This is a genomic window from Actinoallomurus spadix (assembly GCF_024055725.1).
Lineage (GTDB): Bacteria > Actinomycetota > Actinomycetes > Streptosporangiales > Streptosporangiaceae > Actinoallomurus > Actinoallomurus spadix.
The window spans coordinates 212,891-233,314 of record NZ_JAMXMX010000002.1 but is presented as its reverse complement, the minus strand read 5'-3'; the positions used below and the strand labels follow the sequence as shown (position 1 = coordinate 233,314).

At 70.6% G+C, this 20,424-nt stretch carries 9 protein-coding genes; 4 read left to right on the top strand and 5 right to left on the bottom strand.

Translation table 11 applies throughout. The features are described 5' to 3' along the window. Positions 1 to 43: 43 nt before the first annotated feature. Together NE235_RS03105 and eccB are read right to left on the bottom strand one after the other, a co-directional pair. Positions 44 to 1,966: a hypothetical protein gene (locus NE235_RS03105; RefSeq protein ID WP_252799150.1), complete on the bottom strand. Its 1,923-nt coding sequence runs from the start codon at positions 1,964 to 1,966 to the stop codon at positions 44 to 46. A gap of 160 nt (positions 1,967 to 2,126) precedes the next feature. Then, positions 2,127 to 3,647: a type VII secretion protein EccB gene (gene eccB / locus NE235_RS03100; protein WP_252799147.1), complete on the bottom strand. Its 1,521-nt coding sequence runs from the start codon at positions 3,645 to 3,647 to the stop codon at positions 2,127 to 2,129. Between the two features lie 53 nt (positions 3,648 to 3,700). Here eccB and NE235_RS03095 point away from each other — a divergent pair, with 53 nt between their 5' ends. Both NE235_RS03095 and NE235_RS03090 read left to right on the top strand, forming a co-directional pair. Next, positions 3,701 to 5,464: a RodZ family helix-turn-helix domain-containing protein gene (locus NE235_RS03095; RefSeq protein ID WP_252799145.1), complete on the top strand. Its 1,764-nt coding sequence runs from the start codon at positions 3,701 to 3,703 to the stop codon at positions 5,462 to 5,464. A gap of 33 nt (positions 5,465 to 5,497) precedes the next feature. Next, entirely contained in the window at positions 5,498 to 6,454 is a 957-nt protein-coding gene (locus NE235_RS03090) for a hypothetical protein (RefSeq protein WP_252799143.1), read from the top strand. A gap of 3 nt (positions 6,455 to 6,457) precedes the next feature. Here the strand turns inward: NE235_RS03090 and NE235_RS03085 are convergent, their stop codons facing one another. Beyond that, positions 6,458 to 6,904: a YbaB/EbfC family nucleoid-associated protein gene (locus tag NE235_RS03085; RefSeq protein WP_252799142.1), complete on the bottom strand. Its 447-nt coding sequence runs from the start codon at positions 6,902 to 6,904 to the stop codon at positions 6,458 to 6,460. Between the two features lie 411 nt (positions 6,905 to 7,315). Beyond that, a complete protein-coding gene (locus NE235_RS03080) occupies positions 7,316 to 7,549 on the bottom strand; it encodes a hypothetical protein (RefSeq protein WP_252799140.1) in 234 nt (77 codons plus the stop codon). 238 nt (positions 7,550 to 7,787) lie between these two features. Here NE235_RS03080 and NE235_RS03075 point away from each other — a divergent pair, with 238 nt between their 5' ends. Beyond that, positions 7,788 to 14,711: a WXG100-like domain-containing protein gene (locus NE235_RS03075; protein WP_252799138.1), complete on the top strand. Its 6,924-nt coding sequence runs from the start codon at positions 7,788 to 7,790 to the stop codon at positions 14,709 to 14,711. 153 nt (positions 14,712 to 14,864) lie between these two features. Here NE235_RS03075 and eccD read toward each other — a convergent pair whose 3' ends face one another. Then, positions 14,865 to 16,265, bottom strand: coding sequence for a type VII secretion integral membrane protein EccD (gene eccD / locus NE235_RS03070; protein WP_252799136.1), 1,401 nt, complete (start codon positions 16,263 to 16,265; stop codon positions 14,865 to 14,867). A gap of 149 nt (positions 16,266 to 16,414) precedes the next feature. Between eccD and eccCa the strand changes: the two genes are divergently transcribed. Beyond that, on the top strand, positions 16,415 to 20,341 hold the full coding sequence (eccCa, locus tag NE235_RS03065) for a type VII secretion protein EccCa (RefSeq protein WP_252799134.1): 3,927 nt from the start codon (positions 16,415 to 16,417) through the stop codon (positions 20,339 to 20,341). Positions 20,342 to 20,424: the final 83 nt, after the last annotated feature.

The window sequence follows — 20,424 nt, the reverse complement described above, 5'->3', positions numbered from 1 at the left end:
CCCAGCCCCGCCGACCCATCACGCCAGGAACTCCGAGACCGGCTCAGCGCTTCTTGCGGAAGTCCAGCCGCTCCGGAGGCGGCCCGAGATTCGGCGGGGGCCGGGAGGGGTCCCGGGGCAGCGCCTCGGGCCGCGCGTGCCGGGCCCGCAGCGGGTCGATCGCCTCCTCGTACTCCTGGATGTTCGCGGTGGGCAGGGTCATGATCCCGGGATTGGCGTCGATGAGGAGGACCCGCCTGCCGGACCTCTCGGTCGCCGTGAAGATCATCGCTGTGGGCGGCAGCTGCTGCAGTTCGTACGGCTTGACGGCGAGTTCGCGCGCGCCCTTGCCCGCGTCGGCGGCCTCGGCGGCGCTGCGGCCCCAGGAGGTCGCCCGGCCGATGCCCTCGGGCAAGGTGACGTCCGAAGGACCCGTCCCCTCGAAGACCCGCACCGGCGCGTACGACCCGACCGTACTCGCGTAGGAGCCGTCCTTCGGGTCGCTCACCGCCGACGCGGCCTTGTCCGTGAGCCCCGCGACCTTCAGCGTGTGCTCCTCGCCGATCTGCTGCGCCGCGATCCGCGCGTCCTCGGCGTTGCCCAGGCGCATGAAACCGACGACGGCGTGCCCCCGCCCCAGCCGCTCCTCGACGTGCGGCGCGATCGAGCGGTACATCAGGACCAGACCGGTCGACGTCGCCTCACAGGAGTCGATGAGACGGTCCAGGACATCACCACGGAGCTTCTCGGCGCCGCAGACGATCAAAGTGTGCTCCCATGCCGCCCCGAGCCGCGACGACCGCAGGACGTGCGTCAGAGCGGCCGTGACGTACGTGCCGAGGACCCGGTTGGTGAGCACACCGGCCCGCCGGTCGGTGGCGAGGACGCGCAGCCGGCTCGGCGGCGGGAGCGACGGGCTGGAGCCGAGGTCCTCCAGCTTGCGCAGCTGGGACTCCAGCGCCCAGGCGCGCTCGATGACGACCCGGTCGGCGGCGCCCCGGCCGAACATCGTGGTGATCTGCGCGAGCTCGTCATCGCTGATGAGACCGCGCCGCAGGTCATCGCGCGGATCACCGATCTGGGCCAGCGCCCGCAACGCCGCCGCGAGCTGAGGGATGGACGCGTGCCCGCCGAACACGCCCAGGACGCGTTCGAGGATGGCGTTGTCCACCGACAGGTCGCGGCTGCCGTTGTGTTCGTCGCTCACGCTGACCACGAGGGACAGCACGTCGGCGATCTCCTCCGGGCCGAGCCCGTGGGTGAGGTCGAGGTGCGGCAGGTCACCGGGCAGGACCCACACCGACGGGCGCTCGCCCTGGTCGCCCGCGACCTCGACGAGGTCCCCGGCGACCGCCCCCTCCGACAGGTCCAGGACGGTGACCCGGGACCCGGAGGCGAGGCGCGCGGCGCCGATCATGGTGACCATGGCCGACCAGCCCACGAGCGTGCCGCCGACGACGTCGACACGGTCCGTGCCGGGCGGGAGCGTGACGGCGTACCACTCGTGCTGTGATTCGAAGGCGTCCCGGCGCCGCCGCCACTCCTGGTAGGCGCGGGCGTGTTCGGCGTGGGCGGCCTCCAGCCGGCGGCGGCGGTCCTCCTGGAGCCGCTCGAAGCGGTCCCTCTCCTTGTCCATCCGGACCCGCAGCGCCTTCTCGTCCTGCCAGATGGAGCGGCCCGTGATGAGCGCCACGAAACCGCACGCCACCAGACCCGCGATGGCGAAGGCCCACGGCAGAGTGCCGGTGATGCCCGCGGAGACGAACAACACCACCCCGACCACGGTCGCGCCCGCGACTATCCTGAGCGGCCGGTTATAGAACCTCGCCTCTTTGCGCTTCCGCTCGATCCACTCCGGGTCGAGCTGCTCGGCCTCCGGCGGCGTAGGGCGCTTGGGCGGTGGCCCAGGATCAGGGTGGCTCTGGACATATCGCCAACCGACGTAGACACGGCCGGGCTGGAGAAGCCGCGCTTCGCGGGCTGTCACATCGACCACGTCCCGTACATGTCAGATCCTCGTCATGGCACAGCGTAGAAAGCTTCGCCCGCATACCGGTGCCGTTTCAACCTGGTGGCGGGTCGCGACCGGCCCCGGCCAGACGAACCGACGGAGAACACGCGTCCAGCACCACCGCGACGCCCCGCCATCACCCCGGCGCCGACGAGGCGCCCGCCTGCCCGGGGATGCCGGTGGTCTTCTGCCCGGCGTCGCCGCCGGACTGTTGCCCGGGGTTGCTCACCGGCTTCGTGGCCTGGGCGGGGTCCAGCGTCGGGCCCTGCGGAATGAGGTGGAGCAGATTGCCGGGGATCGGGGCGACCAGCTTGGTGTCGAGCCCGAGCTTGCTCGCCACGTCCGCCGACGGTACGGGGAACCGCAGGCCCTGGTCGGTGAGGAGCGCGTACCCGGTCACCGGCTGGTTCGCGGCCGGCAACAGCCCCAGGAGCGCGCCATGCCCCGGCGGGATGACCACCTGGTCGACGACGTTCGCCTGCGCGGCGGCACCGTTCGCCGCTCCGCTCGCCGCTCCGTTGGCCGCGTCGGTCACCGCCGGGATGCTGCCGCCCACCGCCACCCGAGCGTCCAGCGACCCCTTCTCCGTGTCGCTGTACACGACGCACAGCAGTGTCGTGCCGTCCCGGGTGATGATCTTCGGCATCACCGGCGGCAGCCCGTCGGCCGACGGCTTCATGCTCGACCGCTGCGCGGAGTTCGCGGTGGCCGCGTCGATGCTCACCGGCTGCACGGGGCCGTTCTTGTACGCCAGTTTGCTGTTCGGGTCGTTCTGCAGCAGGACGCCCTCGGTCTGGGTGATGGGCGCCAGGCCGTCGCTCAACAGGACGTACCACCGCTCGTCACCGCCGACCGTGCTCACCCGGTAGAAGGTGCCCACGGCCGCTCTGCCGCCCCCGGGCGCGGTGACCGTCTTGCCGCGGTCCGGCACGGGCGGAGACCTGAACTCGGGCCCGGCGGGAACGGCGTTCAACCAGGTCGTCGACACTTCCGGAGGATCGTCGGTCCCGCTGATGGGCCGCACCTCCTCCGCCGGGAGCTTCATGCGCTGGTTGTGCCAGATCACCCATGACTGACCACCGGCGCTCACGACGACGGCCTCACGGTCGCTCAGCGACCGGCCGCCGGTGGCCCGCCCCACCACCAGAGAGGAGTACGAACGAGTGCCGCCGGTGCCGAGTTCACCGTTGCGCACGCACATCGAGAACGGCCCGCGGACCTGATGCCCGGCGTCCGGCAGGGAGTCCGGAGCGCCCAGGATGCCCACCGGCTTCCCCCGGTCGAACTTGCCGAGCGAGGCACGCGACACCGACCTGAGGTGCGGGTTCGCGGTGTTGAGGATCAACCGCGCGGACGTGTAGTTCGCCACCGGGTACAGCTTGCCGTCCTGCTGGCTGTAGACGAACTTGGTGCCGGTCTCCTTCTCGATGATGAGAGTGCCGCTCGCCTGCAGCCCGGTCGCCCCTCCCGGTTTCAGGAGCCCCACGATGCCGAAGCCGGCGAGCACCAGCACGCCGACCATCGCACCGGCGAACACCGACACCGTCAACCTGCGCGTCGGCGGATCCGGCAGGTCGGGCTCACCGGCGAGCAGCGCCATGCCGATCCGCTGCATCGACAGCCGATGTGCTTGATACAGGTCACGACGGTTGAGCATCGGACCTCCTGTATCGAGACATTGCGGAACCCCTGGGTCAGCACCGTAATCTAATGGGATCTTCGAACAACCTGGAATACCGGCACACCTTCCGCGGGGGACCAATGGCCGCGCAGCAGAGCCGCATCGCGTCTCTTCTCAATGCGAGTCCGACGAACGGCACGGTCCGTGACGCCTCCCCGGCCGCGGCGTCGACGAGCACCTCGTCCGGAGGCTCGCCACAGCCCACCTACCACGTGCAGGCCGGTCAGGGCGCGACCGACCGCCAGCTGGGTCTCGACTCCAGCCCCGGCGCGGTCATCAGCGTCGACGGCCACACGGTCGCCCAGGGCGACGACGGGCTGAGCCTCGCCGTCGACCAGAAGGGCGCGACCGACGTGTGGTACTCCCCTCCGTCGGACGGCACGGCGCCGGCCAACGGACAGACGCCGGCGACCGGCCAGACGTCCCCGGCCGTCACCCAGACCGCGAGCCAGTACACCGATCCCACGCAGTCCGGCGCTCAACCGGCCGTCGCCCCCTTCGGATCCCAGACCCCGCGGGGCACCTCGCAGGACGGGCAGAGCGGCCTCTCGGACTACACGCAGGTCTCCGCACACGCGTCCCCGTGGACCGGGACCGGGACCGGCGACCATGCGGGCCTCCAGGACTCCACCCAGACTTCCGGCGGCGGATCCCAGACCACCGCGCCCGGGAACGGGCCGACCGGCACGGACACGGGCGCGGCGACGTACACCGACACGGGCACCGCGGGCACGGGCACCGCGGGTCAGGACGGGCAGACGCAGATCCAGCATCTGAGCGCGGGTGACGGAAACGACGCCGCAAAGGTCGACCTGGCGATCCACGGGGCGACGGGCGGCGACACGGCACCTCAGATGGTCCTGCACGACGACGGCTCCTACACGCTCGACTATGCGAACGGCTACGGCAACGGCCACGACATGCACGTCCTCGTCAAGCCGGACGCCAAGGGCGGCCTCGACATCGAGATCCCCAAGGGACCGGACAACCCGCACGAGATCAAGCTCCACGTCAAACCCGATTCGCATCTCGACGTGAACCTCACCCGGGACGCCGACGGGAACTTCCGCATCGCCACTCACGACCACAAGCAGGATCAGGACGGCGACTGGTCGGGCTTGAAGCACCCGGTGGGCAAGGACGGCAAGCCGGTCACCGACGACGGCCAGCACGGCACCGACGCCGGTGACGGCCAGCACGGCACCGGGACGGGCACCGGGACGGGCACCGGCCTCGGTGACGGGCAACTCCCCACGGGAACCGGGAACACCGCCGTTCCCCCCGCCGACAGCACCGGGACCGGGACTGGGGCTGGGGCCGGCCCTGGGCTTGGGAATGGCATTCCCATCGCCGCCAACCCCGGCACCGGGGGCGGTGGGACCGGCGGAGGTGGGGGTCTCGGGGGGAACCAGTCCCAGGGCAGGACCGGCTCCCAGGGCGACAACACGTCAGAGGGCTCGGGAAGCTCCAAGAAAACCGGACAGGCCGCATACGACCCGGCCGCCTTCGGTGAGGTGCACAACTACCTGAAGAGCAAGCCGGTGCCGAAGCTCATGGACATGACCACCGCGGCGGGCGACCTGAAATCCGAGGACGGACTCAGCTACGCGGCGAACCATATGGGCCTCGGCTCAACGTGCAGGGACCTCCACGACGCGATCAAGGAACAGCTCGATACCGGCCGAAAGCATCTCTCCGTCTGGTGGACCACGAACCTCAACGCGCAGCAGACGAATAACGAGACTGCGAACGCGACCTCGATCGAGAATACGGTTAACAGCGTCGAAACCTGAGCGTTTCGGAAGCAGGAGCGAGAAGAGACGACGATGACCGCGATCGCAAGTCCCGCAAGCATCACGGGGGCGAGCCTCACCACGGCCGCCGCCGCGATGACGGCCGTCCCCTCACCGCCATTCGCCATCTTCGCCGCATTGGCCGGTGGCGCGCAGTGGTTCATGATCAATAATGACGAGACCGTCATGAAGACCGCTACGGACTACTTCAATCTTCACAAAGAGGCCACCGCGCTCAAGCAGGATATGCAGGCGCAGATTCCACGCCTCCTGCCGGACGATAAAGTCACGGACGCGTCGAAACCATTGCTCGTCCAGCACAACGACACTTTCCTGTCCAGCATGGACGAGATGGAGAGCATGCTGAGAGGCGCCGGTGACGCCTTCACGAACATCAGCGGCACGCTGGCGAAGATCACTGACTTCTCGCTGGCCGCGGGCGGATTCTTCCTGGCCGTCGCCTCATACCTGACGCTCACCTGGTGGAACCCGGGAAGTCAGGCGCAGGGCGCGGCCCAGGGAGGGCAGCGTCAGAGCGTCGTCGTCAGGGTGCTCATGAGGCTCAAGAGCCTGTGCACGAAGATACAGAAGTTCCTCAACATGCTGAAGAGCCGGTTCGCAAGCCTGATGAAGGGAAAGCTGCCGACTCAGGGCAACAAGGCCGCCACCCAGGTCGCCAGGACCGCCCGGGCCCGCAAGATCGCCAGAGCGACCAGAATGGCCCGGGGCGGCTCGAACAACCCCACGACGACGGCGGCCACGAACGGCGGCAGGCTCGGCAGGTTCCGAAAGCTCGGCAAGCTCGCCCTGCCGGCGACCGGCGGGTTCTACGGCTACAGCTACGTCTCCGGGGAGATGAACGGGCAGGCGGCCGGCGTGTCGCAGGTGGCCCAGACCCAGATTCAGTGGCCCGGCGAGGTCGAGGGCGACAAGTCCCCCGCCGACGGCAAGAAGAGCACCGACCCGGGCAAGACACCCACCGGCGCATAGCCGCTAGAGACCGAGACGCTTCTGGATGCGCTCCAGCTCCCCGGCCGTGTCGTCGACCGCACGCTCGAAGGCGGCCGCCGCGTTGTCCATCGCATGACCGGCGGCCTCCACCCTTCGCTGCAGCGCGTCCGGGGAGTTCTCCTCGCCGAACAGCTCCGCCATCAGCTCGTTCGTGCGGGCCTGCAGGTCCTCACCGGCCTCACGGATCAGCTCTTTGATCACCTCGGCGAGCTCGGCGGCCGGCAGCCGCATCGCCCGCGGTGTTATCTCGAGGTCGGAGACGCCGCCGTTGACCGTGCAGGTGACCTTGACCATGCCTCGCTCGGATTCCGCGTAGCCTTCGAGCGAGGCCATGCGCTCCTGAAGCTCCTGACTCCGGGCTTCGTACTCCTGCGAGAGCCGGATCAGTTTGTCGATGTCCAGGTCGCCCGGCGGGTTGAACCCCTCCACCACTGCCCTCCGCTCGTGGACGTCCAGGGAGCCCTACATTGTGAGGACAGTATGCCGCAGCGGTCCGGACACGTCACCACCAGCGGATACCCACGGCCGTCAGGGGATCGCCGCCTACGGCGCACACCCCCGGAGAACGAAGATATATTCATTCTTCTCGACCGCCACAGATTTCCAATGGCCATACCATTGTAGACGCCATTGTGGAAAGTTCACCCAGGTTAACCAAGCGTGAATCGTGAATTAAATCAGCGGATCTGTGACCTGGGCGGCTTGGTGCTGCTTCCGGGACTGCGCTAGCGTTCCGAGCGCCGGACTCGAAACCTGACAGTCACGACTGGAGGCCATGGACGACCGCCCCTCCGATGACCTGTTTCCGGGACTTTCATCCGCAGGGAAGTTATGAGCATGTCAGGTTACGACGGTGAGTGACACGTGGGCGCCGGAGCCCTCGGCGACCGGTTCAGCCACTCCTGAAGGCCCGGGAACCACGCCGTCCTCTACCGCGTCGCCCACCGACGGTGCCTCCCCTCCGGCCACCTCACCACCGCCGAGCACGTCACCGTCACCGACGTCGCCACCGTCCGCGTCACCGTCACCGACGTCGCCACCGTCCGCGTCGCCTTCGCCCAGCGCAACGCTCACCACCGAGCCCCCGGCTTCCCCGACGACCGGTACGCCGCCGTCCACGTCACACTCTCCGACCGGTTCCCCTCGGACGCAGCCCACGCCGGAGTCTCCCCCGCCATCCGCCTCGGAAGGTCGGCAACCGACTCCATCGCGTTCGCCGTCCGGTCACGGGAAACCCGGAGCGCACGGCGGGCTCGGCGCCGATCCGGACGACTGGAAGACCTCCGCTCGTGGCTTCACCGCGGCCGCGGACGTGCTGGCCCATGGAGTGGACGACTTCTACCGGGCGATGGCGGCGTACCCGTGGGGCACCGACGACCTGGGCCGCTCGATGTTCGAGGGCGACAAGGAGGCGGGCAGACCCGGCTTCGCGCAACGCCGCGACGGGCTGGTCAAGGACCTGACGTGGACGGTGAACCACCTGTACCGGATGGGGGCCGGCCTGGAGGTGTCGGGCGGGACCTACAAGGAGGCCGACGGGACGATCGTCGACATGCTGGGTGGCCGGCCGCACGTGCCGGCCTCCGGGCGCGCCGCCGTGCCCGAGCACTACACGCCCCCGCACGTCGCGGGCGGAATGCGGTCGTCATCGCCGCCGCCGGACGGGTGGGTCTGGCTCGAGAAAGTGCTGGGATATCTCGGTGTCCCCTGCCAGTGGCCCGAGGCCGACCTCGACGGCCTGGCCGGGTTGCGGGACGCCGCACGGACGATGAAGACCGTGGTGAAGGACGTCCACGGGTTCGTCGCCGCCAACTCGAGCCTGGTGACGAAGAACGGGTTCGGGGCGGCGACGGACGCGTTCGACGCCAAGGCGAAGCGGTTGCACGGCGACGGCATGCTGCTGGAGTCGTTGGCGGCCCGGTGCGACGAGCTGGCCGGCTACTGCGAGGGCGCCCGGAGCGGCGTCGTCAAGGCCCGCGAGCAGTGTGCGGTCACCCTGGCGTTCGTGATCGGTTTGATGATCTTCGCGGGGCCTCTGGGGGGCGCCGTCGAGGCGTGGGCCGAGCGCCGGATCCTGCTTCAGGGCCTGGGGCAGAAGCTCGTCCTGAACGTCATCCGTGAGGCCGTGCTGGGCATGGCCTTCATGGACGGCACGTATCTCATCGACGAGGCGTTCAACTGGGACGGCCTCGACCTGAGCGACCTGACCGGGCTGGTCGGCCATACGGTGAACGGCGCGGTCGCCGGCGGGCTGATGGGGCTCGGCCGCACCGGGCTGGCGAGTCTGAGCGGTAAGTCGGACGCCTTGGACAAGTTCATCGCGTTGAGCGAGTCCTCCGGCAAGGGTGGGATCGCGACCCGGTACGCGCTGAACGGCACCATCGGCACCACCGCGATGTACGTCGCCGGCGGCGTCAGCGGCTACGGCTGGGGCCTGGACAGTCTCGGCGAGTCCGCCGGGATGGGCTTCGGCATGGCGCTCACCGGAACCGGGGCCGAGTTCGTCAACATGCTCCGCCACCGGCGGCAGGGCGGCGCCGATCCGGCGCAGATCTCCGGCGGATCCGGCGACGGCTCCGGGCACGGCTCGGGCGGCGGGGCGCCCCTGAGCGCACCCGACGCCGGCGCACCTCGCCGGGAGGGCACGACCGCCGCCGCCCTCCCGGCAGGCGCCACCGGAGACCTCAACCGGACAGCGCTCGCCGGTCACCCTCCCGCGGACCCGGCGGCGAACGACGTTGGAGCGATCCACACCGACACGCGTGGCGAGGCCGCGACGCCGCGCCGTACCACCTCCGAGGCGGGCACCACCGGTCAGGACGGCGGCAACCGCATCGCAGAGATCATCAACACTGGCCGCTCCGCTGAGAGCACCGGGAAGGCCGCGTCCGCCGAGGCGCCCGGGAGCGCGGCGCACGGGTCCGACGCACGGAGCACCCGCCCTGCCGGATCGGCCGAGCGGCCGGACGCTCCGGCCGCCCACGAGGCGACGCCTGCCCGAAACGCCGCTCCGGCGGGCGGTACCGGCCGTGATGGGGAGCCGCTCGCCGCCTCGACGCACGAGGCGGCATCCGCCCGGAACGCAGTGCCCGAGAGCGGTACCGGCCGTGGCGGAGAGACCCCCGCCGCCTCGACGCACGAGGCGGCGCCTGTTCGAAACGCAGTGCCCGCGAGCGAGACCGGCCACGGCGGTGAGCAACCCGCCGCTTCGGCGGAGGTACGGACCGGGTCCCGGCACCCGGTACCCGAAGAGGGCACGCCGCCGTCCGGCCGGGCCGATTCCGCCGTCGGCGAGACACCCGGCGGGCCACGGGCGGAGAACGGCCCCTCCACAGACCTCTCCGCCGGGCCCGTACCCGCGGGCGAGGGCCCGGTGGCCGCGCCGGCCGGCCACGCTCCGGCGGAGACACGCTCGACGCCCCGGTCCGCCGAGCCGCCGCACCATGCCTCGGCGTCCGGTGTCGCCGAGGGTCTGGCCGCCGGGGCCGTACCCGCGGCCAGGAGCGGCGACCTCGTGGTCGCGCCGGAGCACGCGGCCGCGACCACGCATCCGGGCTCGGAGGCCGCCGTCGCGGAGCCGAAGCGGGAGATCCGGCCGCCGCGCCACGCCGACGGATCGGTCCGGGCGGTGGCGGAGCCGAAGGACGTGAAGGAGGTCGTACGGCGCTGGGCCGACGAGGCTTTCCCCGACCACCTTCCGCGCCGGGTCCGGGCGGAGATCGAGCGACGCGCGACCGAGGCGCTGACGGGCCTGGACCGGGAGGCGGCGACCGACCTCATCTACAAGGGCACCGTGTTCGCCGCGAACGGGCATGTCGTCCGGCTCAGGCTCCGCCCCGCCGACTACGTGAACATGGAGACCCCGGAGGGCGCCCGTATCTACCACGTGGACTTCGGTGGCTCCGGAGCAGGCATGAAGCGTAGTGAGAAGTCCCATACCGACCTGGTCGCCGGTGACGTCGAAATCATGGAGACCTCCGACTCGATGGAGGCGATCGGCACCCCGCTCATGAACATCGAGAGGTCGGCGAGCCGGATCCACGACGAGTCCGTGGAGGTCATGGCCGGTCACAAGTCGGTGGCCTACGCGCACGACTCCTTCATCACGGGCAAGGTGGACCTCGTCGTCGAGGTCGACGGGGCGGAGCTCGCCGGCAGCCGCTCCATCTCGGGCCTCTCGATGGTCGTCGACTTCCCGGCGGAGCTCCACCGGGAGGGCCCTGCGGTCCCCGGTGACGACCGGCCGCCGGCGCCACGGCATCGTGTCCCCGCCGACCGCGCCGGCCTCGTCCGGCAGCACGACGTCCGGTTCCTCGCGCTCGACTGCGAACCGCTGGTCCCGGAGCTCACCCGGCGCGCGCTGCAGGCCGGCGTGTCGCCGCGGAAGGTCGTGCGGCTGATCGAACGGGCGCTCGCGAATGCGATCGACCCGAAGACCCTGCTCAACCAGGCGCGCAATCTTCGCGACGGTCCCGTGACGACGAACGACGTCACCATCGAGTCCCGCGTCATCCGGCTGGAACGGATGTCCGACAGCGACTTGCCGAACCGCCTGGTGGTCCTGCGGGACGACCAGGGGCTGGTAAAGGTCACGACCGAGGCCGAGCACTTCGGCGCCACGTGGAAGCCGTTCTTCGGGTTCAAGGTCGGTGGCGGGGCGAATGACGCGGAGCTCTTCCTCAGGGCCGGCGTCGGGATCCAGGTCGGCACCGACTACGCCCGCAGCCTCGTGCTGAGCAATACCAAACACACCGTCTTCGTGCGGAAGGTCGACGTCGCCGGCTATCACGGAACCGTCCGCATGCAGGTCAAGACGGAGTTCGGGACCTTCCCCGTCGACGTGGCCGCGTTCATGACCGTGCCCGAGGCCGAGTCCGCCGCGTTCTTCGAGGCCGTGACGGGCAAGCCGGCGGCCGAGGACGTCCCCGCGGGGCACCCCGGCTCGACGGCTCCCGAGGGTCCTTCCGGCTCGACGGCCTCTGGTGACCCCTCCGGTTCGACGGCCGGGCACGCTCATTCCCCGGCCGTACCGGACGCGTCGGAGGCGCCGCCGGTGGTGAACGCTTCGCGCGGGCCGGTGGCGGCCGCGGAGCCGCCGCAGCTGGCGGCGGGCAGGGGAGCGGGCATGGGCTCGCTGAGAGAGGTGAACGGAACCGAGCACCTCGTCCCGGAGGTCATCGACACGGCCTTCGCCGACCTTCCGGAGAAGACCAGGGACCAGCTGCGACGGGAGCTGGAGGCGCAGTTCGGCCCTGCCGCCCTCACGGGGCAGAACGTCTCCGACCTCGCGCACGGCAACATCTACGAGTTCGAGGCCGGCGGGCGCCACGTCAAGGTCACCCTCGACGCCGAGGTGGGAGCGACCCGCGGCACCCGCGAGTACGACATGACGGTGAACGAGCGGAAGGCCGCCGGATCGACCGTCGCCGGGGCGGTGAACACCGGTGTCGGAGCCGGAGCCCAGGTCGCGGCGAACGTACGCGGTTCACTGCCGACCACGAAGCTGGGAAGGTTCGCCGTCCGCTTCGGCGCCGATGTCATCAAGGTCCTCGGGCACCTCGGTTTCAACCGGTGGAAGGGCCTGGACTTCTTCTCGAACTGGTCGGAGTACTCCCGATTCGAGACCGAAGGCCCGGTGACCGAGTTCACCAAGGACCTGCGCGTGAACGTGCGTGTGCAGGTCAGCGAGCGCGGCACGCAGACCCTCGACCGGTCCTGGGTGGTAGAGGGGACGGACGTCACGGCGCAGGTCGTCGTCCCCCACCAGTTCGCCCCCCAGTGGAAGATGACGCCGGAGGAGACCGCCGGCCTCGGCCGGGTGGAAGAGGTCGAGGAACTTCCCAAGGACCTGATCGGTTTCGACGGTCAGACGACCGGCGTCTTCTTCTCCTCCGCCGGTTCCAAGGAGCTCACGCTGGGAGCCGCCCGGATCGTGGCGGAGGCGCACGGCGAGCCGGCGCCGGCCCATCTCTCGCAGCTCAGCAAGGATCAGCTCCTCCTGCCGTCGGACATCGACGCGCACCTCGCCGAACTCACGTCGCCGACCGGCTGGAAACGCGTGTACACCGCTCCCGACGGCACCCGGCGCACGGTGATCCTCAAGCTCGACGTCGGCGCTCCGAAGCACATCACGATCGGCACGGGCGTCGAGAGCGAGCACTATCGGGCCGCCGGAACCTGGGTGCGGACGTCGACGAACACCGGCATCGGCGCGGAGGCCGCCGCGGGCGCCGGCGGCCGGGTCAAGGTGGAGGCCGGCCACGTCTCCGGCAAGGCGGTCGCCGCCGTCGAAGGAGGGCTCGACCGGCACTGGCGGTACGGAGGCAGTGAGACCCTCGGCGGCAGCGATGTCGTCCGGGGCACTTACAGCAGCGACGGGCTGAACCACCGGTTCAGCGAGTCGGACCTGTACCTGTCCGTCACCCCGGTGACGCCGGAGGGCGCGGCGCCGACCCGCCACCTGCTCGCCCATGCGGCCGGTGACTTCATGGTGCCGGACCGGATCGCCCATGACCTCGGCCTGGCCCTGACACCGGACATCCCTCCGCCGGCCGAGCCCCGCACGTTCGATCCCAACGAGGCCATGACCTCCGCGCTGGTCGAGCGGTTCCACGCCCGTGAGGTGCTGCCCGCGATCGAGAAGCTCGTGCGCGGTCAGGGCATCGACCCCAAGACGATCGAACGTGAGCTGGAGGCGGCCTTCAGCGAACCGGCGCTGGCGGCGAAGATCGCCTCGCTGGAGGACGGCGTCTCCGTGATGCTCCCGGTGAAGTCCGGTGCGGCGTACGGCCTGAGCGAGAACCTGGGCATCCGTGTGCGCTTGAAACTCCCGGAGGGAGATCACACGGCCGAGCGCTCGGAACTCACCCACATGGCTCGCAATCAGGGACGCAGCTCCTCCGACGCCAACCGGGAGAAGGGTTCGGGGTGGACCGGGAAGGCGCACGCGCGGGCCACCGCGCACGTCTCCGAGAAGGGCACCGGCGGAGGCGAGGTCGGCGGTACGCGGTCGTCGCAGTCCCACACCGGGAGCAGGGACGGCGTCATGGAGCGGGACATCAACCGGCGGCAGACGCAGGGCGGGTCCCACGAGTTCACCTTCAAGGACGTCGAGTTCGAGATCGAGGTCGCCAAGAGCTCCGGTCGGCTGCCCGGGCTCGACCAGGCCGCGCGGGCGGCCAGGGCCGGACTGGGCGCCATCGCCCGGCTGATCGCCGACGACGCCGCCCTCCGATGGTGGGACCGGGTCGACCCCGTCTCGATCGGCAGGGCCACCGTGCACGGAAACGAACTCCGCCTGGTCGTGCCCGACCACCTCACCCGGCCGGCCGCCGAGGGCGAGCGCGTTCCGGGTACGACCCGGGTCCGGGCCGAGAACGCCCGATGGGCGGATGCCGCAGACCCCCTCGCTTCCAACACGACCGTCGCGGAGCGGTTCCGGCCGACGGCGTTGCCGGGTGCCAAACCCCTGCTCGATCAGGTGCTGACCGCGCTGCTGCCGCCTGAGCTGCGCGGGCCGACCCCCGGCGAGTCCGGGCATGCCTCGGGGTACGAGCTGGGCCGGATCGACGGGCAGGAACTCATCCAGGCCGTCGACCGCCAGACGCTCATGACGCTGCCTCAGATGAGGAGGCTGCTCAGCGGGGACGGGGTGTCGCTTCCCGGGGGGCTCGCCCTCAGGATGGACGTGCCGGACCTGACGATCAGGCAAGTGATCTCGGCCAAGATGCGCGAGTACACGCAGAAGCCGAGGACGCACCGGGACGAGTACGGACACGCGTCGAATTCCGGCTATAAGGTCGGCCTCTCCGGCGGGCCCGAGGGTGATCGGGTCGGCCTCGGATCCCTCGGCAGCGGGCGGGGAACATCCGTCGGCCACGAGACCAACAGCACCAACATCGAAGAGAGGAACGTCGAGGAGAAGGCCAGCAGGTACGTCGTCGATGGGACCGTCCACTTCGAGATCAGGCTGCCGGGAGCGAAGGTCCTCGCGTTCGAGGTCACGGACGGGGTGCAGGGCCTGCTCGCCGAGCGGGACGTCGCGGAGTTCCAGCGTCTCCACCCGGGGCTGATCAAGGACCCCGACGGCCTCCTCCAGAAAGCGGAGCAGACCGCGGAGCAGCCCCCGCGGACCGCTGTGGAGGCTCCAGATGTGGCCGGCGCGCTCACCGGGGACACCGGCGAGGCGGACCCGACGTCAGGCGACCCCGACGCCGACTCTTCAGGAACAGGCTGAGCCGGCCGTCCTGGGCCGGCACCGAGCTCAGCCGGTCACCTCGTGTGGCGCCTGCGAACGTCCGCCGGCCGGCGTCGTCCGTCCCGAGCCGCCGGCGCGGAAGTGGCCACCGCGGCGGCAAGGTGGCCGCTGCGGCGGCGGCCGGGAGCGGGCTCAGCCGCCGAGGCCGCGGATCGCCGAGTAGACGTGGAGGACGGCGAGCGCCAGCGGGATCAGGGCGACGACCGCGATCATGTCGATGATGTCGCCGGCGCGGCCCCAGAACGGCGTCGGCTTGTGGTCGGGGAGCCACAGGCCCATGGTCAGCGCGATCGCCGCGACCGCGAGGACGGCCGGCAGGACGAGAGCGAGGCCCGTGGCCGGGGAGCCGCGGAAGGCCATCGCCGCGGCGAGCAGGCCGAGGCCGCCCATGCCGACGACGAGCATCCAGCCCCGCTGCGACCGGCCGCTGTAGATACGCGACCGTAGCAGCAGCGTCATCGACACCACCGCGGCCATGACCGGGCCCGGCCAGCCCGGCGCGAAGACGAGGAAGATCAGTGCGGCCGCCGCGATGAGCGCGATGCCCGCGACGAGCCCGGTCGCGAACCTGTCCGCGACCACCGTGCGCCGCAGCAGCGCCTTGCCGTCGACGACCGTGGTGTCGCTGCGCAGTTCTTCGGCGCTGGAGGGCAGCGGCGGCAACGGCACCCGGGCGAGGCGGAACGACAGCGTCGGGATCAGGGCACTCAGGGCCACCGCGATCGCGACCGCGGCGGCGGCGATCCCGGCGCCGTTGACGCCGGAGAAGGCCAGGACGACGCCCGCGGCGATCGTACCGATGAGAGAGGCGAACGCGATCCCGATGAACCACGGCAGTCCGTCGGCGACGCCGAACCCGGCGAGGACGGCGACCACCGTCGTCGCGGCGAACGCGGTCAGCAGGTGCGGCCCGCCGAGATGCGTCAGGGGCAGATCGCCCCGCGCGGGCGCCAGCAGGCCGCTCACGAAGGCGTACGGCAGCGAGGCGTACCCGAGGACGGCCCCGCCGGTGGAGTCTCCGACCGCGCGTGACAGGGCCGCCGCCAGCAGGACCAGGATCAGCGCGACCATCCCGCCCACGATGGCGGGGAGCCGCCACGGCGGCCCGTACGTCAGGAGCGGGACCGCTCCGACGGCGAACCCGGCGGCCGCGACGCCCAGCCCGAATCGGCGGGTGGTGTCCGGCCGCCAGCGGTCGGAGCGTTCCTTCTTCCCGGTGGCGACGACGTCGGCGACGTCGTCGAAGGCCATCTCCGGGATCAGCGACAGGCGCGGGCGGAAGTGCAGGACCTCACCGTCCCGTACGCCCAGCTGCGTCAGGGTCCGGCCGATGTCGAGCGGAGGGCCGTCGATCCGTTGCAGCACCCAGCCCGAGTGGGCCAGGCCCTGATTGGCGAGGTCGTCGCCGGAGACGCGGAGGAGCGTCGGCAGCAACTGGCCTAGCGGAACCTCGGCCGGCAACGACAGGTCGATCCGCCGGCGCGGTGCGACGACGGTGACCCGGCAGAGGTCGGTTCCGGTTGACGGGCTCACTGGCTCTCCCCGCACGACAGATCTTGACCTAGCACGATGAATCGGCTTAATAGGATGGCGCTAACTTCTTCTCAATGCCAGCGGCCTCGGGAGGCACTCCGTTGGGCACGGTGATCGTCCGTAGGCAGAAAAGGCGTCCGCCTCCCGAGATGCCCCGTGGGGAGATCCTGCTCGAATCGCCGCCGGAGGTCCCCGAGACGACCTCCGCCGGCTTCCAGCAGATCCTGACCTTCCTGCCGATGCTGGCCGGTTCGGGCGCGATGGTGTTCATGGTCGTCACCCCGGGTGCGAGCACCATCTCGTACGTCTCCAGCGGAATGTTCTCGCTGTCGATGTTCGGCATGATGTTCAGCCAGCTCGGACGCACCAGCGGCGAGCGCAAGCAACGGCTCAACGGCGCGCGCCGTGACTACTTCCGTTACCTCGGCCAGGTCCGCCGGAGGGTGCGCAAGGCCGCCGGCCAGCAGCGCGAGGCGCTGGAGTGGAACAATCCCGACCCCACCTCGCTGTGGTCGCTGGTCATGAGCGCCAGGCTCTGGGAGCGCGGAGCCTCCGACGGCGACTTCGGGAACATCCGGATCGGCAGCGGCCCCCAGCGTCTGGCCGTCCAGCTGATTCCGCCGGAGACCAAGCCGATCGAGGACCTGGAGCCCATGACCGCGGGTGCGCTGCGGCGATTCGTACGGGCGCACTCCACGGTCCCGGACCTGCCGATCGCGGTGTCCCTCGCCTCCTTCTCCCGGATCGTGCCGACGGGTGACCCGGAGGCCGTACGCGGCATGGTCCGGTCCCTGCTGGCCCAGGCCGCCGCCTTCCACTCGCCCGACGACCTGCGGATCTCGGTGTGCGCCGCACCCGAGCGCATGCCGGTGTGGGACTGGGTGAAATGGCTGCCGCACTGCATGCACCCGGAGGAGTCCGACGCCGCGGGGCCCGTACGGCTGATGGCCAAGTCGATGACGGTCCTCGAGACGCGGCTCGGCGCCGAGCTGAAGAACCGGCCGCGTTTCTCGCCCGGCCTCACCGCGGACGACCTGCCGTACCACATCATCGTCGTCGACGGCGGCGCGATCAGCGTCGACAGCCAGATCAGCGCGGACGGCATCGACGGCGTCACGGTCATCGACGTCAGCGGCAGCGTGGCGCCGACCTCCGAGGAGCTCATGCTCCGGCTGCACGTCACGGCCGGGGCGATGAGCATGGTCAAGCGGGACCGGACCGGCAAGGAACAGCTGACGGGTCTCGGAAAGCCGGACACGCTGAGCGTCGCCGCCGCGGAGAGCCTGGCGCGGCAGCTCAGCCCGCTGCGCACCAGCGGTCCCAGCGAGCCGGAGCAGAACGTCCTGGCGGTCAACCTCACCCTCACCTCGCTGCTCGGCATCCAGGACCCCACCCGGGTCGACGTGGCGACGCTGTGGCGGCCACGGCCTCCCCGTAACCGCCTCCGGGTGCCGATCGGCGTGGACGCCGAGGGCCGCCCGGTCGAGATGGACATCAAGGAGTCGGCCCAGGGCGGCATGGGCCCGCACGGCCTGGTCATCGGCGCGACGGGCTCCGGAAAGTCGGAGTTGCTGCGCACCCTCGTCCTGGGGCTGGCGGCGACGCACTCCTCGGAGATCCTCAACTTCGTCCTCGTCGACTTCAAGGGCGGTGCGACGTTCCTCGGCATGGAGTCGCTCCAGCACGTCTCCGCCATCATCACCAACCTCGAAGACGAGCTGCCGCTGGTCGACCGCATGTACGAGGCGCTGGAAGGCGAGATGATCCGGCGTCAGGAGTTCCTGCGCGCCGCCGGGAACTACGCCTCGCTGCGCGACTATGAGGCGGCCCGTGAACGCGGGGCGCCGCTCACCCCGATGCCGACGCTGTTCGTCGTCCTGGACGAGTTCTCCGAACTGCTGTCGGCGAAGCCGGAGTTCGCCGAGCTGTTCGTCATGATCGGCCGGCTCGGCCGGTCTCTCGGCGTCCATCTGCTGCTGGCCTCCCAGCGCCTGGAGGAAGGCCGGCTCCGAGGCCTCGACACCCACCTGTCCTACCGCGTCGGCCTGCGCACCTTCTCCGCCATGGAGAGCCGTGTCGTCCTCGGCGTCCCGGACGCCTACGAACTGCCATCGCAGCCGGGCAACGGCTACCTGAAGTTCGACACGACGGGGATGACGAGGTTCAAGGCCGCGTACGTCTCCGGCGCGTACCAGCCCGACGAGGCCGAGAAGGAGTCCGGGTCGCGGATCGTGCAGCAGATCGTGCCGTTCGTGCCGGACTACCTCGCGCCCAAGGTCGTCGACGTGCCGGAGGAACGGGAGAAGACGCAGCACACCGGCGAGGGCACGGGTGAGGAGAGCCTGTTCGACATCCTGGTGCGGCAGCTCGCGGGGCAGGGGCCTCCGGCTCACCAGATCTGGCTTCCGCCGCTCGACGACCCGTCTTCGCTCGATCACCTGTTGCCGCCGCTGGCCGTCGTGCCCGGTCAGGGATACACGACGGTGGGCTGGGACGGGCGCGGCCGGCTGTGCGCTCCGGTCGGCATCGTCGACCGGCCGCGTGATCAGCGCCGCGATCCGATGTGGCTGGACCTCAGCGGCGCGGGCGGTCACGTCGCGGTGGTCGGCGGGCCGCAGAGCGGCAAGTCGACGATGCTGCGCACCCTGATCACCTCTCTGGCGCTGCTGCACACGCCGCGGGAGGTGCAGTTCTACTGCCTGGACTTCGGCGGTGGAACGCTGACGGCGCTCGCGGGCCTGCCGCACGTCGGCGGCGTCGCGTCACGTCTCGACGGGGACCGGGTCCGCCGTACGGTCGCCGAGATGACGACGCTGCTGACCCAGCGCGAGCGGGAGTTCACCGAACGCGGCATCGACTCGATCGCGACGTACCGGCGGCTCCGCGCCCAGGGCGCGGTCCCGGGCGACGGCTTCGGCGACGTGTTCCTGGTCGTCGACAACTGGCTTCTCCTCCGGCAGGAGTTCGAGCACCTGGAGGGCGCCATCACCGACCTCGCCGCGCGCGGCCTGGGATTCGGGATCCACGTCGTCGCCGCGACGAACAAGTGGTCCGAATACCGCATGAACATCCGCGACCTCTTCGGAACCCGGGTGGAGCTGCGGCTCGGTGACCCGTTCGAGTCGGAGGTCAACCGCAGGCTGGCCGACAACGTTCCGCACAACGCCCCCGGCCGTGGTCTCACCCCGGATGGTCTGCACTTCCTCAGCGCGCTGCCGAGGATCGACGGACGACAGACGGCGGACGACCTGTCCGATGCGGTCCGCTCGCTCATCGACACCGTCTCGGTCGGCTGGGACGGGCCCAAGGCCCCGAAGGTACGGCTGCTTCCCGCTCTGCTGCCTCCCACCGCCCTTCCGACGACGGCGGAGGCCGGCCGGCGAATCCCGATCGGCATCGATGAGGACACCCTCTCGCCCGTCCTGCTCGACCTCGACGCCGGTTCGCACTTCGTCGTCGTCGGCGACGGGGAGTCGGGCAAGTCGAACATCCTGCGGCTCATCGCGGAGGGGATCGTGGAGCGCCACGCCCCCACCGACGCGCGCCTCATCTTCCTCGACTACCGCCGCTCGCTGCTCGACACGGCCGACACGGAGCACCGGATCGGCTACGCGGCGTCGAGCACGGCCGCGGGCCCCCTGATGAACGACGTGCGTGAGGCCCTGGTCAGCCGCCTGCCGACCCCTGACCTGACCCCGGAACAACTGCGCAGCCGCTCGTGGTGGGAGGGCGCGGACCTCTATCTCGTGGTCGACGACTACGACCTGGTCGCCACCTCGAACAACCCGCTCGCCCCGATCGTGGACCTCCTGCCCCAGGCGCGTGACATCGGCCTGCACGTGATCATCGCCCGGGCGATGGGCGGCGCCGGCCGGGCGATGTACGACCCGGTGATCCAGCGGATCAGGGAGATGGCCAGCCCGGCGCTCGTCCTGTCTGGCAGCAGGGACGAAGGACCGCTCTTCGGCGACATCCGGCCCCGTGCCCTGCCGCCCGGGCGTGGTCAGTTCGTCGAACGGCGAAGTGGCACCCGCCTCATCCAGACGGCGTTCCTCGAGGCGGAGCAGGCGGGCTGACGCGCGGGCCGGGCATGTCCAGAACGGAATCGATCGCGGGAGAATCGCGTTACGAGCTGATCGGACTCCCCCGTTACGGTTGT